This is a genomic window from Rubripirellula amarantea (genome assembly GCF_007859865.1).
GTDB classification, from domain to species: domain Bacteria; phylum Planctomycetota; class Planctomycetia; order Pirellulales; family Pirellulaceae; genus Rubripirellula; species Rubripirellula amarantea.
This window is the reverse complement of the sequence record NZ_SJPI01000002.1, coordinates 442,344-458,514: the sequence shown is the minus strand read 5'-3', so window position 1 is coordinate 458,514 and position 16,171 is coordinate 442,344. Positions and strand designations below refer to the sequence as shown.

Sequence of the window (16,171 nt, the reverse complement as noted above, 5' to 3'; positions counted from 1 at the left end):
CGATCCAAGCGATTACTCCACTTCCACTTAACTACGTCCACATAACCACGTCCACATAACCACCGCCACATAACCACCGCCACATAACCACCGCCACATAACCACGTCCACTTAACCACCGCGACGCAGTTCAGCGACCATTGCGAACACGCGTCAATCAAGATCGCAAGCGCCCCTGATCAAACGATGGTGAACAAACGGTACCGGCCACCTTTAATTGGGCCACCTTTAATTGGGCCAACGTCCTAGCAGTTAGCTCGGGTCGAAGGCGGCTCTAACCTGCGTTCGGAGTGACACACCCAATCGCATTGATAGAGTTCCAAAGACAAGTTCGGTGCGTGCTCACCACGCATCTCCACGCTTGTTTGTGGGTATTAGGTGGATCGTGCGTGACGAGCACTCGCCCTACCCGAACTCTCCCTCAATCTTCAGTTCTCGCGGCAATATGCGAGACGAGAGAAGCTGAAAACCGAAGACCAAAACCTGACACCGGCTACAGACTCTGCAGCACTTTGCTAGACCGAGACGTTCTCGTATTGCGCCACCCGTTGAAATTCACGAAGCAATTCGGCTGCGCTGGGGTGCCGGTCGTCAGGGCGCTTCTCCAACATTCGCATCACTGCACCCTCAAAGAGCGGTGAAACAGACAGGTGATGGGTAGTTGGCGGTTGTGGTTTTTCGACTTCGATCCACTGCATCGTTTCGTTGCGGTTGCGACCTTCTAAAGGCGGTCGTCCGGTCAGCATCGCGTACAGTGACGCACCGAGACTATAGATGTCACTGCGTGCGTCGAGTGGTCGTTCACTGGTCAACTGTTCGGGCGACATGTAGAGCAGGTCGCCTAGCAATTCGCCAGCTATCGTGAGTTTTTCTCCGTGGGTTGAGTTGACTGCTTTCGCAATGACCAGATCGTTCAGTTTGACGGTGTCGTCTTGTGTGCGAATGAGCAAATTGCGGGGCGTTATATTGCGATGTAGAAGTCCATGGGCGTGAGCGGCGGTCAGTGCTTCGGCCGCATCGATTCCAATCCGCAACACGCGTCGCCAATCCAGCATGCCGCAGATGCCTATCCGCCCGATCAGAGCCGACACCGATTCACCGATGACCAATTCGCTTGCTGTGAAGCAAGTACCGCGGTGTCGGCCAGCATTGAGAACACGGACGACTTTGGGATGATTCACCTCGATCGCTGATTTCATTGCTCGTACAAAGCGTGTTCGCTCGTTCGGGCGAATGAGTAGCTGTGGCCAGAATATTTTTAACGCAACCACTTGATTGCTCACCGTGTCGAGAGCTTCAAACGTGGCTCCGGTGGCTGACGTTGCGATGAGGCGAATCAGTTCGTAGTTCAGATACGAGTTTCCCAGTAGCGCAAGAACTTGCTCGTCATCACGAAGGGCGTCTTCTGAAGCGGTTTGCGATTTCGCGACGTGATTCGTCGTCCGTGTCGCCGTGTGGTTGCGCCCTAAGGGAAAGACCGTCGACCTGTTCGCCTCGGTATCACTGTGGGTGACCAGCAATTCGGTTTCACCAACAAGCACTCGATCCCCGATGGCCAGCATCCGCTCTTCGACCTGCAATCCATTGACGAACGTCCCCCAACGGCTATCGGCATCTCGAAGCAGGGTGGTGCCATCGATGGTTTGCAAATGACAGTGCACCCGCGAAACGGCAGGATCGTGAAGTTGGAAATCGCATTCGGGCGATCTTCCAAGAGAGATGGAGTTGGAAAACCCGCCGTAGATGCAGCGCCCCGTATCACGGCCCTGACTGACAATAAGTCCAGCCATTGAAGTGTTGGAATGATGAAACATGTAGGGTTGCTGTTGCACGAGTGGTCGATTGATTCGGAATCAGATGGAAAACCTAAACCCTATTTTGGATCCTTGGGACTCGCGACGCCGTCGGATACCTTCTTGACCTCAAGAACAAGGCGAAAGCCCCTTTGGTCACCCGAGGTATAGCCACCGTTGCGCATGTAGGGGAATCCTCCGGAGAACTTCGAAGCAGCTTGGGGGCGTGTCGAACGAGCCGCGGATCGATAAGTCGATGCGTCTTTCTTTCGGTCACCTCCACGTAGAACCACGCCGCCTGTTTTCGGGCCAGAAGGATTTACCAATTCAGACTCGACGTAGTAAGTCTTGCTGTAGAGGTCACTGCAGTATTCTTGGGCGTTCCCGTACATATCAAAGATGCCAAAGGGGTTTGGTTTCTTCGTTCCAACGGGGTGTGAAAAGCTGTGGATGTATCGGTAGTCGCTGTTGTACCCGGTCGATTTTACATGCCCGTACTGATTAAGTAACGCAGGGTCGTCCCCGAAATGATAAGCCGTTGCTGTTCCCGCGCGACACGCGTACTCCCACTCTGCTTCGGTCGGCAAACGGTAACTCTCGTCCTTACGACTTAGCTTCTTACAAAACGTCAATGCGTCGTTTTTGTAGATCGTTCCTACAGCAATGTTCATCAACCCCGAAGCAAGCAAGCGTCTCTTCCAACTTGCGGTCGACATGACTTCCACCCATTGGCCCTGGGTTACTTCTGTCACACCCAAGTAAAATGGTTTGGTGATTCGAACATGATGTTGTTGCTCGTCACTTTTTCGATTGGCCTCCGATTCGGGCGATCCCATCAAGAACTCACCTGCCGGAATCAGCCGAAACTTCATCCCAATCGAATTGGTGTATTCAATAGGGATTCCAAGATCTTTAGCAGCAGCTTCCTGTCGTCGCTTCGCTTCAGTCGCATCAAACGGCCACAGATCTGGTGAGGGTTGTGTGTCTCTCGATTCAAGACTTGGGACATTTAGCGGAGGAACGCTGGGTTGTTTTGTAGAATCGCCATTCATGTCAGAGGCACTTCCTCGCTCCTCTGCCTCTAGCCACATCACACTTGGGAGCTCCCACAAGTGAACCGAACTATCAACGTTGATGTACTTCTTTTCTGGCGAATCTGGATCATCATATCCAATGCCGGTGGTGACGGCGTATCGGCCGTTTGGGGATACGGCTGTCCGCCAGCGTGGCGTAATTCCGACGGCTTCCTTAGGAAGCGGGAGAAGCGAGACGAGCTCGCTACTCTGAATGCTAAAGATGCCGAGTCCCAGTCCATCTACAACTCCAAGAAGGTGCTTCTCGTCTGGATGCAACTCGAGTCGTTCTGCATCGATTCGCAAGGTGCGAAGGATGTCACCACTCTTGACGGATCGAACGTACCATTTTTCTCCCCCCGGATGCTGGAGGAAACTCTTATGATCGGATGAAATTCGAAGATTAAAACAAAAGCTTTGCGACAACTCGGGGTGAGGCAACGTTGCCGATTTGATTTTTTCGCCCAGCGAGACAATCTCGAATGGTTTTTCTGATCCGGCGATCAGAAAACGTGGTGGATCGTGAATGTAGGCAACGGTGTGTCCATAACTCTGTCTGGGAATGATGTGAGCCAATTGATACGCGCCGTCTGCTCTCTGCGTCCAAATTCTGGCGGGCTGTCTGCTTGAAACCATTGCCAGGTAGCGTCCATCCGGTGAAACGGCAGCATTGCAATTAAAAGTCCTCGGATACTCTAATGACTCCCTGGTTTTCATTGTCGCAAGATCAATAATCTTTAACGACGCGTGTGTAGGGACGAACAGCCGATTATTTGCCGACAACGCCGTTCTTGCAGCTTGAGCATTCTCGAGACGGACGGCATGAAGCTGTTCGCCAGTCTGCGTGTCCCAAACGTAAATCTCTTGTTTGGGTTCACTCACACCCACGATCATCTTGCTATCGTGGCTAAAGGCCGGTGACCACAAGGGGCCATTCTGGCCTTTTAACACTCCCAAGTATTGCGCGTCATCGAACGAAAGGTTGCGGGAGTCGTTGGCTTCGGAATCCTCCGCGAGGAGACCTGGAGAAACGATGGGGCTAGGGGCGCTTTTCGCTTTTCCAATTTCAGCATGGGGTTCGGACGCACCATGGGAAGTCGCCTGTGACTTCTCTCGTGGCAACGGAGATTCGTTTTCCATTGCTGTTTCGGTGTCGCCACCTTCGAGCCTTTCATCAGTCCCCCTGGTCGCTACTCTCTGCTTGCCGTTTTGGTTGATGTAGATCGTGACGGCTGCGGCGGTCGCGATCGCGAAGAGGCCAAAGACGAGAGTGGCGATCCCGATCCATTTTCTTAGGAACGGTTCTTCGTAAGTAGGGCGAGTGACTTGCAATTGTGTGGGAGCGAAGGCGTCGGCGAGCCAACCAGCGGGTGCCCCGAACCGCGACTGCCATTTGTATTTGCGAAACAAGTGCTGGGCGACCAGGTCGTCAGGCTTGAGTTCGAGAAGTCGCTGCAAATGTGGAAGCGTTTCACTTAGCCGGCCGTTGCTTAGGTTACGGTAGATTTGCTTGAATAAAGCGTCGACTTGCGTTTGAGCTTCAATCGCGTTTTTCAGCAGCGTATTTGCTGCAGGCGTTCGTACTGACTTCGGTGTGCTTGAAATTAGCTCCATTGCACCAACGTAGTCGTGCCGCTTCATCCTAGACTGGGCTTGTTGGAAAGCCGCGTTTCCTTGAATCCGCTTCTGGTTCAATGTCTCACGCACCGTGACTAATTGCTCGGTCGCCCATGCCGCGTAGTTGGCCGCGATCGGTGATTCATTGGATTCCATCTGGACAAGCAATTGTTCAGCTGCAGGCCAATTCGATGCTTTGATCAAGGAGTGAACTTGGTCGGCCTGCGCCTTGAGTTGATCGCCAGTGAGCGGTGTCGTGGTGACAACGGTTTGGTCACCACCTCGCAACAAGGCCGCCAGCGTTTCTGCCACTTCGTGCATGGACTTGTATCGTTGGCCGGGTTGCTTGGCCATCATCTTCAAACAGACTTCTTCAATCGCCGGTGAAAGATCCGAGCGAATGGTCGTCGGTCGGCGTGGTGGCTTGGTTGCGATCTGGTGCATGACCGAGAGGATTGTTCCCTGGAAAGGGATTTGGCCGGTTAGCAGCTCGTAAAAGACAACACCGAGGCTATAGATATCGCTGGCGGCCTTGACTTTGCTTTGCACCCCGTCGACCTGTTCGGGTGACATGTACGTCGGAGTGCCGATGATCGTTCCGTCTTGTGTAAGCTTTTCTTCGCCGTCGTTATTGATTTCGCGAGCGAGTCCAAAGTCCATGACAATCGGCTCATTCCGCTGATTGATCATCACGTTGCTTGGCTTCAGGTCGCGGTGGATGATGCCGCGATCGTGGGCTTAGGCCAACGCCAAGGTGATCTTGCGAATGAAGTTGATCGCTACGCGAGGACTCAGTCCGTTGGTACCTCGAATCAATTCACCGAGCGGTTTGCCGGTGACCAACATCATGGCGATGAAGGATTGCCCTTCATGTTGGCCAACTTCATAAACCGGACAGATGTTAGGATGCTCGATCGCGGCGGCCGAACGAGCCTCGCGAGCGAAACGCTCCAACATGGTGCTGGAATCAGCGTCGCCGGAGAACTTGGGAATTTTGATTGCAATCTTGCGTTTCAGTTCCGGATCTTCCGCCAGATAAACACAACCCATTGCGCCGCGTCCCAGTAGTCGCTCAAGCGTGTACTTTCCGAACGGGCGAGGAAGTCGATCGTCCAGTTCCGCAGCGACCGAATGGCTCGAATCCAATGTGCGAGAAGCATCATACTCGGGTCGATTCGGACGGGTGGCGTGTGTTTCGTCGACCGCCATGGACGGCGTCGTGTCTTGTGAAGCCTCCGCTTCGGGTTGGCTCTGCTCCGTCGCGATCACATCCGCAAGTTCGGCGTTGCGCAGATAAGCATGGAATTCGTCAGCGAGCTCAGGATAAGGCTTGAGAAACTCTTTGACATTCACTTCGACACTGTCGTCGAGCTGGCTGATGTACTCAGCGATCAAGATGTCGAGCTGGCTTTGTCCAGCGGAGTCTTGCGGTGGATTGTTCATTGCGTCTTTGATGAGTTCGTGCCGTCAAAGTGTTCTCGGAGCGTTTTCAGTCCGCGTTTCAAAAGACCCGCAACGGCCGCAGGGCTTCGGTCGACAACCTCAGCGATTTCCTTCAATTTCATGCCGTCCATATGCCGCATTCGAATGACCTGTGCTTGGTTTTCAGGGAGAGCGTCGAGTGCGTCCAACACCGCTTGGCGGTCCTCTCTCTGGATCGTCCATGCTGATCCGGTTTGTTGCCGTTCATCGCGAAAGACAAGGTTGGAACCGGAGGTTTCGCGGCGGGTGGATCGCTTGTCACGGTCGATGTGATCGCGGCGAATGTCTTGCAAATTGTCGTGATGTAGCTTCGTCAGCCAAGCGATGAACTCGGCCGGATCATTTCCATCGAAATTCTTGATGCTGCGGATCGCCGATAGGCACGACACTTGGACCGCATCGGAATTTCCGACACGAGGCTGGAGGTCGTTGGGTAACTGCTGTTGGGTCATCCGGGTTAACAAAGGCCGATATTGCTCGAGAAGTTGGCCCAAAGCTGAGTCGTCACCCGCTGTGGCGAGTGCCAGAAGGCATCGGATTTCATCCTCGTTCATAGTCATCAACAATGGTCCTCATTCTTATCAATCGCTGTCACGCCGTAATTGGGGCGCGGATACTGCGTGATAACAGGAAAAAGATTCTTAGAGCAAAAGTGGGCTTAGGCCGGACAATTGTAAGGCTACTCAGCGACGGTTTGTGAAAGTGAGGACACTCCATACTGTTGTGCAACCACGAAAAGCAATGAAACCGGGATCCATTCATCGAACAACGTTGCTTCTGCTCGGGTGAGGGTCAAGTTGCCGGGACTATCGGCAGCCGATTAGTCATCGGCGATCAGAGGTTGCGAGGCGACATCAGTCGTCGCTATGGAACGGTTCCATCCTGATCGACGGAAGTAGGCGTCGATCGAATACTTGTCCCACTGGGCAATGTAGTCCGCATCATAGCGGGGAGGCAGTTGCTGTGGTCAGGTTTGTGCAGGAGGCTGTGTCCGGGTAGAAAAAAGGTGTCCGGTACCGTTTTGGGGAAGAGAAAGGGGAAGAAAAGGTGTCGCGGTGATCGTTCCAGGGGCGTCCGGGCTTCCCCAGCCACCACTCGCTATTGACTGAAGTTAAGCCAGCCGCTGGCACCTAATATCTAAGTCCTAGCTCGCCGGCTTCAGATAACCATGCATTCCGAGCCATCGTACATAGGCATCGAACCATCCGGTGCTGGTAGTGGATTTCTGGTACATGCCAAAGCCGTGCCCGCCTTGTTCGTAGTAATGCAATTCAACAGCGCGATTTGCTTTACGCCAGTTCTCAATCAGGCCAAAGCCAACAGGGAAAAGTGGGTCATCGGCTGCAATAGCAACGAATAGGGGCGGTGCATCGGCGGGAACTTCAACCGCATTCAGTCCGCCATAGATGCTGGCGATGAATGCGGGCTTGCTTTCCCCTTCGCTCAGCGTTGTTGTCATGGTGAGCATCGCGCCAGCAGAGAATCCGATCATGCCGATGCGGTCTGGATCCACATGCCATTTCTCGGAATTCTCGCGAATGAGCGCGAAAGCGGCGTTCGCATCGGCGACTTGCGGTGCAATACGAGCGGTCATCTCTGTCGGTGTCGGACGCCCTGACCGCGGCCCACTCCTAGGCCGGGGGCGAGTAGGATCTGCGAACTCATTTAGATCCGCAGCAGTCTGGTTAAGACGATACTTGAGCACAAAAGCCGCCACGCCTTTGGCGGCGAGCGCCTCGGCGACCTGCCAACCTTCATTTTCCATTGACAACGTCCTGAAACCTCCTCCTGGTGCAACAATCACAGCCGCGCCGGTCGCCTTCCCAGGATCAGGTAGAAAGGGAGTCAACGTGGCCACAGTAACGTTGCGCGCGAACTTGCTACCGTATTGACTGTGCCAGGACTCGGGCGTTTCGGCGCCGGGCAATGGACCAGTTCCCAACTCGATGGCGTTGGGCTGTGCGGGGATTTCGATCGACGTCATGGCATCTCTCGGAGTGTTTTGCTCCGGTGCATTTGGACTTGCCGCTTCCTGAGCTATTGCTGGCGCAAGTATTGAGAGAAAGCACGCTGACGATAACGACACACAGTACAAAGTTGTCTTGACCTTTCTAAACAAGCGAAAGTCTACGATTCTTGTATTTCGATTTTTCACAGATGACTCCAGTACTTAAATGGTCTATTCGAGGGAATGCCAACGTCGGATCTAGGACCGCCCAATCAGATTGTGGAGTATCCGATAAGTCGGTCGGTCTAGCAGATTCTGCAGCTGCGGCATGCCGCCTGAATAGTAATGAAGCAGGCCCAGATTCCTGCTCATAACGCTGCATGATCATTCAGATTGATGCGGGCTACTGTTCCAAGTTCTTCGTGTCGATCGTCCAATCCGGATTGCGTTTCAATTGACTATCGTCGCCAACGAACATCTTCGCGGAAGCCTTATCGTCTTTGAGCTGCCAGTTGAGCCAAGCGAGGGCAACGGAGGAGTATTCGCCGCCGTGCGGCTGACGGTAGGTTCCTTCGTGCCCGACGTCTAAGTTGGTCATTACGATGGGCACATGATCGACTCGGGAAAAATCGTCCATCGCGTTCTTGTAGGCGATGTCGGAAGGGCCGCCCATAATGTACAGGACGGGACCGTGAAACTTTTTGAGGTCTTCCTTCGTCAGGATCGGCATCGCAGCCATCGGTGAGCGAGAGGGTAATACGCCACTGTTGCAAACAACCGTCGTTGTGACTCGGGGATCGTCCGAGATTTCGATGGCTTGCAGTCCACCACATGACATTCCCATCGCGGCGACTTTGGTCGTATCAATCTTTCCGCAGTAGATGCTGTTTTCATCGGTGTCCTGTGCGATAATCCAGTCCAAGGCAGCAACCAATTGAGAAGAATTCGTCCGCTGACGAGATGTCTCGTTTCGCTGTTGCAACTGATCCAGCGGTCCAATGCCGAGAACAATGAATCCGTGCGATGCAATCTCGCTGAGAAAGTTCTTGTGTTCCTCCGTCGTGTTCGCACACGCTCCATTTCCCCATAGAAGTACTGGCAGCTTCTTTTCGCCTGCAAAAGCAGACAAATCCTCCGGGCGATAAATCGTCATTCCTGCAAGTGTTGGTGCTTCCGTTACGATCGCTGAATAATCACCCTGACCACCGTCTTCAATCTTCACGTTCTTGGGCGGTTCGGGGGCTTTCTTGGCAGCATCGTCATCGCTATCTGCCAACGCCACAATACTGGCATACGCTGGCTTAGGATTGTTGTTACCGTCAAAGAGAAGCGGATGTTGCCCCCACCGCCAAGTTCGTCGATCGTTCAAGCCCCAGAAAGTAACGCGTTCGATGACGTCTTCGTGCTTTTTGAAGATCGCAAACAGGCGGGCATAGTCATCAGCTTGGGCATTCAAATCGTTGAGTGAAGGAGGTGTAGAACTTCGAAACCGTCGTCTTCCGAATTGTCCGCCGGATTCACCACGGATTGTAACGTCGAGTTCCGTGATACTGACTTTCAGTCCAAGCGATGCATAGTCGGTGATCGCTTTTTCGATGTCTTCGAAAGGAACCCGCCCGCTTCGCCAATGCCCTTGTATGCCGACGGCATCGATGGGAGCACCATCGGCAACCAGTCGTTCAAGCAGCACCATCGAACTTGCATGCTTGGGTCCCGATTCGATGTTGTAGTCGTTGTAGTAGAGCACAGCATCGGGATCTGCCTGTCGAGCAAACTTGAATGCCAAAGTGAGAAACTCGGGGCCGAGCGTTTGCAACCAATCCGAGTTGCGTAGATTCTCTGTCTTCGCGGTTTCAGAGTTCCCACCATCGTTGATGGCTTCATTGACCACATCCCAACTCTGCAACTTCCCTTTGTACCGTCCCGCAAGCGTTTCAATATGTTGTTTCATCCGCCGCTTGACCGTCTCGGGATCACGCCCCTCGAAGAACCAATTGGGCGTCTGCGCATGCCAAACCAAGGTGTGGCCGTGGATGGTCATGTCGTTCTTTTCGGCCCACTGCACCAAAGCATCGGTCCGCTCAAAATCCCAACGATCTTCGGCCGGGTGAACTCGCTCGGGCTTCATGCAGTTTTCGGGAGTGATCGCGGCGAAATGCTCTGCCGCTAGTTTCAACTCCTCCTCTGAATAACGCGAAGGAAGGTCACCGGCCATGCCGACCAAGAACGAGTCTTTGAATGCGTCCTTGATAAGGCGATCGATTTTGACTTCGACCACCGGAGCAGGATCTTCTTTCGGTGGTGGCTTGGGAAGCTCACGCGTGGCAAGCGACTTCTGGCCGCCCCGCTCTCCAAACGACCTCGTTATCGCGAGGTCCTTTTTTTTGCGTTCGCCGCTGTACTCAATACGAAACACTTGGTCGCCGAACTGCCGTACCTCCGCAAAGCTGAGTGAATCGTTGTCGACCTTCACATTGACGAACTCGACTTTCCGCACTTCGTCGCGAGCATCTACTTCCGCGTGCGCTGTTGCATCGCCGGCGTCATTAATCGCAACATGGAGGTGGTAAGTCTGCAACCCGAACGGTGAATCGAATTGGCAATGCCACGTGCCTGTCAAACTTTCGGAGCTTTGCTTTGGCGAAGTATTTTCTTGGCCCAGCGTGAACGTGGCGGACAACGCGATGCAGCAAAAGAAAACAATCGATTGAAATAACATACGGCGATATCCGATGTGGTTTGGGAAGTTGCAGTGATCTATGGGCGAGATGGCTTATTCGGCAACAACGCTCTCTGAAGCCAACAGTGAGAGCATTGCAACAGCATATCTCTTACCAAACTCGCGAGAGCCTTCCGGGTTAAAATGCAGTTTGTCGTCGGTCGGCAAACCTGCTGACGATATCACCCGAGCACCCGAGATTGATTCCGGTAAGGTCGCGATGATCGCGTTGTGACTTGCACATCGGCCTCCCTGATCAGCGTGCACCATCTCTCCGGCCAACAGAGGCACCTCGCTTGGATCTAAATCGAGGTCCTTCATCAAGTCGTCATAGACGGACTTGACTTTCTCGGGCCACTCTTTGTCCCCGGTGTTGGATTCGCCCTGATGGAGAAGAATTCCTTTGATGACGCCGTGCTTCTTCGCCTCTCTGGCCATGTCGACAAGGTACTGATAAGGATTTCCCTCGTAGGCTTTGACGATGTTTTTCAACCAGTCTCTCTCGCCGTCGATATAAGACTGAAACGACTGCTTCTGATACATTTCGATTTTGCATCCGGGCACACAAACCTTGATGATTCCAACGCGGACGTCGTCTGGAAGCGAATGAACCATCACTTTGCCGAATGAATCGACCATGCAAATGCCTCGCCCTCGCGCGGCCAGCGGTGGAACGGCGTGGTACCAATTTCCTTTCTGCCAGCCCCTTTGATCGTTGTCAAAGTCGGCCATCACCAGCAGACGCTCGGGAACGTCACGGTCAGCGTCATTCATCCGCCCGCCGCTATCCATGTTGGATTGGCCGAAGCAGAGATAAATGTGGAAGTTTGGGTCGACCGAGTCGGCCATTGCGACGGCCTGTTGTCGCTGAGCATCGGCCCGACGCTGCATTGATTCCTTTACGTTTTCGGAGACCAAGTCGTCAACGGATTTCGATTTCTTCGCCGTTGCTTTCTCCGTTGCGAAGTCGCCTACCTTTCGCGAAAACAGGATCGTGTCGCCGTCGATCTGCCCCTCGTATTCAATACGAATTTCGTTTCCACCAAAATTCAGGTTTTCGACGAACGAGATGGTATCGCCGGTCCGTTTGACCTGCTCAAAGGTAACGTCGCGTGAGCGACCATTGACTTCAGCTCTCGCCGTTGCGGAGAGTTCGCCGCTTTCCTTGCCAAAGGTCATTGCATAGCTTTGGACGCCGATTTGAGTATCAAAGTCGACCTTCCAGTCGCCTAACAGGCTGTCCTCAGGCTGAAACAACAGAGGCGCGAATTCTTTCAAACTGCGTCGCCAAGTCTGCCATTCGTGGGCGGTTTCGGGAGACAGGTAGTAGTGGGCATCGATTCCCATCTCCTTTAATTGCTTCACTGACTCGGCGGGATTGCCACCACGACGCGTCCGCCCGCCTCCAACCTCCTTGCTTCCGTAGCTAACGAACACGAGTTCAACTTTGTCTTTGAACCCTTCCGTGTTCTCGAAAACTTGTTTTCCAATCGTGGCTCCACTAAACAGCCCGATGTGCGAAAACTTGTCAAGGTTGCGTAGCGTGATTGACTTCGTTTCCATGCTACCCATCGACAGTCCAGCCATGGCACGATTGGGTTGATCGGTCAAAGTGCGGAAGTTCTGATCGATATGGGGAACGAGTTCATCAACGAGGACCGTTTCAAAATCCTTGATGTCAAAGTTGCGAAGCCCGCCCATGCGAACTTCGTTGGTCATGCCATAGGTCATGACGATGATGAAGGGCTTTGTCTTTCCTTCCGCGATCAAATTATCGATGATCAGACCTGCGTGGCCTTGGACGCTCCAGCCGTATTCGTTTTCTCCCCAGCCGTGCTGCAAGTACAGCACTGGGTAGCGTTCGTCTTGATTGCTGTCGTAGCCCGGTGGTGTGTAAACGAAAGCTCGCCGCTCGGAATCCGTGCTCTCTGAATGGAAGTAGATCTCTCGAACCTGGCCGTGGGGAACGTTTTTCAGTGCGTAGAATTCACGATCGTGGGCAGGAATTTCGATGCCGCTCCCCCAACGCATTGCTCCGAAATAGTATTTGCTGTTGGGATCCGGTACGTGGGCACCGTCGATGATCAACTCATAGTAGTGGAAGCCTTCGTCAAGCGGACGTGAGTAGCCGACCCAAGCCCCATCTTCACCTTTTACGAACTCAGTACTGTCACGAAATGTCGTTGCCACGCTCTTCGCTTCCGGCGCGACGACGCGAAACTTGATGCGACCTTGGGAATTGACCTGCGGGTAGTCCTTTCCAGCTTGATTGGTAGGCGCCGGCTTGAAATCATCTTTGATGCCTTCAGGAACATTACTTCCAGCAGCCGCGTTCTCATCTTTGCTCGCTGAAGGTTGCTCGTTTGAATTGGTCGTCGTGTCTTCCTGTAGCTCTGAGGCCTTCGATGTTTCCTGAAATACCAATTGAGCAAAATAGTACAGATTGTTTCGCCAGTGGGTCGGATCGTGTCCGTGCGAGTCGACGTTCCAGATGTGTGGAATGTCGTGCTCATTCAAATAACGCTGCAGACGTTGACTAATTCGGATCATTCCGTCTTTGTTTCCACATGACAAGTAGAGTAGCTCGAGTTGTTCCTTCGCCTGTTCTGGGTCGGGGACCAATTCCTCTGGGGCCTTAGTATTGGGCGCGGACGAGAATCCGCCGACCCAGGCAAACGTGTCCAGGTTGGTCAGTCCGAAGTTCAGCGACTGGCCACCGCCCATCGACAAGCCGGCCAGGGCTCGATGTTCTCGATCGGCCTGAACGGAATAACGCGACTCGATGGTGGGAATGACGTCAACGAGCAAGTCTTTCTCAAAAACGGCAAATGCCGGAGCACTCGCCATTACATTGCCTTCGGCGCGGTCATTTTTCTGCGCGCGGCCGTTCGGCATCACCACAATCATCGGAACCGCTTTGCCATCCGCGATCAGGTTGTCAAACAACACATCAGGTGTCGCAAAACGCTGCCACTCGGTTTCGTCGCCGCCAATGCCGTGCAACAAATACAAGACAGGGTACTTCATCTCGCTCGAGTACCCCGGGGGCGTGTAGACGTTCATCTTGCGAGTCGTGCCGACCGTCTTCGACTCATAGTCGATCATCTCCAACTTGACGTGCGGAATGTCTTCCCGCTTTGAAACGATGCTATCGGCAGGATCGGGATAAGTTTGCTTGTCGTCGGGACCAAGTTCGATCGGGCCGCCGAATCCGCCTCCGCGACCACCTTGGCGAGGACGTTCCGGGTCTTGCTCCTGTGCTTCGGCAACGGCACTGGCAAGCTGTAGCATGCCGAGCAGGACGAGAAGAACTAATTTTCTCATGAGAGGGTCTCGATTCAGAAGAAGAGGAGAAGGAACGTCAACGAATCACCACCAGGTTTAGTTACCATCACCTGCCCGGAATCTTCAAGTAGCGGATTTGCTTGCCGTTGGCTTCAATTGCCTTCTTCAATTCCGGCACATCCTCTGACGGCACTGTTGCGTTATAGCCGCATCGAGTTCAATGAAAATGAGGAATTGCGCACCTGCACAGTGATATTTCACAAGTTCGCAGCAGATCCGCTCGGCAGAGAACCGTGCGTACATGCAAAAACCACGGGCCGGTTTGAAAGTTCTGCAAATCGGTGATCCAACTCAGATTATTCAGGTATATTTCGATCCCATCGGGGAACGACAAGTTCGAATACTTCACGCTCTAACGGGCGTTCGGTTTGCACTGATCGAGTTATGAAAAAAGGTGTCCGGATGAAAAAAGGTGTCCGGTACCGTTTTTTGGCCAGCGAGGTCGTTTCGTTTAAGCTGGGTGTTGATACATCATTTCCCTCTTGCTGGACTTTGTCTCATGGGACGCCCCAAGCGCGCCGATGCCGCTGGACACTGCTATCACATGCTCAATCGAGCGAACCTTCGGGCGACCATCTTTGAAAAAGATGCGGACTACGAAGCGTTTGAGAAGATCCTCGATGAGGCTTTGCAGCGATTCAATATTGAACTTTTTTCGTACTGCTTGATGCCAAACCACTATCACCTCTTGGTTCGCCCGGGTGAGGACGGTGAAATGGGCCGCTTCGGCCACTACATCGGATTGACTCACACTCAAAGGTATCACGCCCACTACAAGACAACCGGAATGGGGCATGTCTACCAGGGTCGGTTCAAGTCGTTCCCCGTCCAAGACGACGAACACTTTCTGACGGTCGCTCGGTACGTCGAGCGAAATGCATACGCAGCAAAACTGTGCAAGAAACCCGAAGACTGGAAATTTGGCAGCTTGCACCACTGGCAACATAAGACGAAGCCATTCTCGCAGCGGATGTCTTCCTGGCCGATCCGCCGAACGCCCAAATGGGCTCAGGTCGTTGCGACGAAATTCAGTGAACCGGAGCGAACCCAGCTAGACTGGAGTGCCAAACGGGGAGTCCCCTTCGGAACGGAAACTTGGGTCGAGCACATCGCCAGAACGTTCGATTTGGAGTCCACCATGCGTCCTCGCGGACGCCCAAGGAAGAATCCGATCAAGAAATGATGTCGCTGAAACCCAGAAACGGTACCGGACACCTTTTTCGAATCTGTCGCTGAAACCCAGAAACGGTACCGGACACCTTTTTCGAATCCTAGGTGACGACTCGAAAGTTTGATCGGTATTCTCGGGGCGTCATCGACCGCATTTGTTGAAAGCGACGATTGAAGTTGGACAGGTTCGAAAAGCCCGATTGGTGACAGATGGACAGTATCGTGTCGTCGGTATCCGTAAGAAGACGGCACGCCAAGCCAATTCGCAATTCACCGATATAGGCCGACGGTGTCCGCCCGGTCGATTGCTTGAAGAACCGTGTGAACGCCGATGAGTTCATCCCCGCCAATTCAGCAAGACTTTTTAACGTGAGTTCGGGATCGTCCAAACGGTCTCCGATGTGATCACAAACTTTCTGGATTCGTGTTTCCCTTGCACTGCCAGTCGCTGCACCCGAGCTAACCCGGAAAGCTGCCGTCGCCAAAGCTACCGCGTCAGCACAACGCGATAGTTCGTCCAAGATGCTAATCAGCAAGAGCAACCTTGCCGCACCTTCGCTGGCGATCAACTTGTCAAGCTTCTGCCCAACGGACGCCGCAACTTTGGGAGGAAACCAAATCCCCCGCTGAGATCTTTGCAGCAACCCAGCGACTTGCGTCATTTCCCCACAGGCAAAGAATTCAAAACCTAGAAATTCGGGATGGAATTGCGTCACGATCGCATGGTGTCGATCGTAGGTCTGTCCGAGGTACTCATCGGAAGTCCACGTGTGCGGAAGCTCTGATCCGAGCAGCACTAAATCACGATCGGTGTAACTGTCGATATGATCGCCCACAATTCGAGATCCCGAACCACGGGGCACGTAGGTCAATTCTATCTCGGGGTGTCGGTGCCACTTCGCAGGCGAACTCAATTCCGATCGGTCGAAGCAGCGGAATGATTCACCACTTCGTGGAACTAGTTTTTCAAACGCTGGTTTCATCAGTTCGGCTGATTCACAGAATTGGCTTGGCGATTACGCAA

At 53.4% G+C, this 16,171-nt stretch carries 8 protein-coding genes and 1 pseudogene; 1 reads left to right on the top strand and 8 read right to left on the bottom strand.

Going from position 1 to position 16,171, the window contains the following annotated elements; all coding sequences use genetic code 11:
• Positions 1 to 515 precede the first annotated feature (515 nt).
• The 7 genes and pseudogenes from Pla22_RS15105 to Pla22_RS15075 all read right to left on the bottom strand — a co-directional run bounded on the left by Pla22_RS15105 (position 516) and on the right by Pla22_RS15075 (position 13,956).
• On the bottom strand, positions 516 to 1,790 hold the full coding sequence (locus Pla22_RS15105; protein ID WP_165440690.1) for an FHA domain-containing serine/threonine-protein kinase: 1,275 nt from the start codon (positions 1,788 to 1,790) through the stop codon (positions 516 to 518).
• Positions 1,791 to 1,873: 83 nt separating this feature from the next.
• Entirely contained in the window at positions 1,874 to 2,665 is a 792-nt protein-coding gene (locus Pla22_RS25705) for a formylglycine-generating enzyme family protein (RefSeq protein WP_261343155.1), read from the bottom strand.
• Positions 2,666 to 4,813: 2,148 nt separating this feature from the next.
• Positions 4,814 to 5,692: pseudogene (locus Pla22_RS25700) on the bottom strand (serine/threonine-protein kinase); the annotation flags it as partial.
• A gap of 230 nt (positions 5,693 to 5,922) precedes the next feature.
• A complete protein-coding gene (locus tag Pla22_RS15090; protein ID WP_146515670.1) occupies positions 5,923 to 6,525 on the bottom strand; it encodes a sigma-70 family RNA polymerase sigma factor in 603 nt (200 codons plus the stop codon).
• Between the two features lie 584 nt (positions 6,526 to 7,109).
• Positions 7,110 to 7,949 (bottom strand): alpha/beta hydrolase, encoded by an 840-nt coding sequence (locus Pla22_RS15085; protein ID WP_146515669.1) that lies wholly within the window; start codon positions 7,947 to 7,949, stop codon positions 7,110 to 7,112.
• Positions 7,950 to 8,316: 367 nt separating this feature from the next.
• The gene (locus Pla22_RS15080; RefSeq protein WP_146515668.1) at positions 8,317 to 10,632 is read right to left on the bottom strand and encodes an endo-1,4-beta-xylanase; all 2,316 of its coding nucleotides are present in this window, start codon (positions 10,630 to 10,632) and stop codon (positions 8,317 to 8,319) included.
• Positions 10,633 to 10,686: 54 nt separating this feature from the next.
• A complete protein-coding gene (locus Pla22_RS15075) occupies positions 10,687 to 13,956 on the bottom strand; it encodes an alpha/beta hydrolase-fold protein (protein ID WP_146515667.1) in 3,270 nt (1,089 codons plus the stop codon).
• A gap of 520 nt (positions 13,957 to 14,476) precedes the next feature.
• Here Pla22_RS15075 and Pla22_RS15070 point away from each other — a divergent pair.
• Positions 14,477 to 15,160: a transposase gene (locus Pla22_RS15070; protein ID WP_146515666.1), complete on the top strand. Its 684-nt coding sequence runs from the start codon at positions 14,477 to 14,479 to the stop codon at positions 15,158 to 15,160.
• An 88-nt stretch (positions 15,161 to 15,248) separates the two neighbouring features.
• On the opposite strand, the gene Pla22_RS15065 is transcribed toward Pla22_RS15070, so the two are convergent.
• A complete protein-coding gene (locus tag Pla22_RS15065; RefSeq protein ID WP_146515665.1) occupies positions 15,249 to 16,130 on the bottom strand; it encodes a helix-turn-helix domain-containing protein in 882 nt (293 codons plus the stop codon).
• Between the last annotated feature and the right edge of the window lie 41 nt (positions 16,131 to 16,171).